The 1157-nt window shown below is 67.4% G+C and carries 1 protein-coding gene; it reads right to left on the bottom strand.

Annotation, left to right across the window (positions count from 1 at the left end):
• Positions 1 to 20: 20 nt before the first annotated feature.
• A complete protein-coding gene (locus tag SPK54_RS13595; protein ID WP_330948404.1) occupies positions 21 to 947 on the bottom strand; it encodes a transposase in 927 nt (308 codons plus the stop codon).
• Positions 948 to 1157 lie beyond the last annotated feature (210 nt).

Below are 1157 nucleotides of genomic sequence, written 5' to 3'. Positions count from 1 at the left end.
GTAGGAGCAACTGTCTTTCCTCAAGCCGGTAGGGTTCTCCATTCCGAACCGTCGCGGAGCATGGCGTTGAGACGGATAAGGAGGACGCGCATGCAGGCCACCAGCGCGACCTTGGCGCACTTGCCCCGCATCCGCAGTGCGGCGTAGCGGGCCTTGAAGTCGGGCTGGTGGCGGACGACGCTCCATGCGGCCATGTACAGGACGCGGCGGACGTTGCCACGACCGCCACGGATGCGGCGTACGCCTTGGTGCTTGCCGCTGTCGCTGTTGTAGGGCGCAAGGCCGGCCAGGGCGCTGATCTGGCGATTCTCCAGCTGTCCCAGTTCCGGCAGGAAGGCCATCAGGGTGGCCACGCTCACCGGGCCCAGTCCCGGCACCTGGCGCAGGCGCTGGGCGCGGACATCCCCGCATTGCGGAACGCAGGCCGCAATCTCCCGATCCAACCGGGTGATCTCCAGCGCCAGCAGCCGAAGCTGGCGCTGCAGGCTGCGGCGCACGAAGGCCTCGCTGGCCTGCAACAGGCGCCGACGCTCGTCGTCGCGCTGGCCCACCAGTTGCTCCCGGCGACGCACCAGCGCCTGCAGGCGCACCTCTTCCGGGGACGGAGGCGTCATCACCGGCCCCTCCACGATTGCGGCGAGCTGGGCCAGCGTGGCCGCATCGATCGGATCGGTCTTGGCGATCCTGCCCAGCGCCACCGCAAACGCCCGGGCCCGATGCCCGGCGATCCGCACCACCGGCCAATCGGCCGACAAGGTCACCGCCACCGTCTGCTCGTAGCCACCGGTGGATTCCAGCAGGATCCGCTCCACCCCATGCTGCCGCAGCCACCGGCACAGCGATGCATGGCCCTTGGCGTCGTTGCCAACCTCCAGCCGTTCCTGACCCGGATACAGCGCCACGGCCAGACTTGCCTTGGCCACATCGATGCCCGCAAAAACACCCATTGCGTTCTCCCTTAGACTGGATGGGAGAGCACGTCAGCTGGCCCACGCTTGTGCAGTCCGAGCGTCCACTCGATCAACTGTTCGGGCTTGACTGACGATGGAGTGCGGGCGCCCTTGCTCCTACTCGTGCTTCACGGCACTGCGCACCAACGGCGTCCCGCACTCCGCTCTCACTGGCAACACTAGGGCAAAGACAAGACACAAGCGCAC

Origin of the sequence: Thermomonas sp. LB-4, assembly GCF_036409385.1 — a bacterium.
GTDB lineage: Bacteria > Pseudomonadota > Gammaproteobacteria > Xanthomonadales > Xanthomonadaceae > Thermomonas.
The sequence above is the reverse complement of the archived record's forward strand: the minus strand, read 5'-3'. Positions and strand labels throughout refer to the sequence as shown.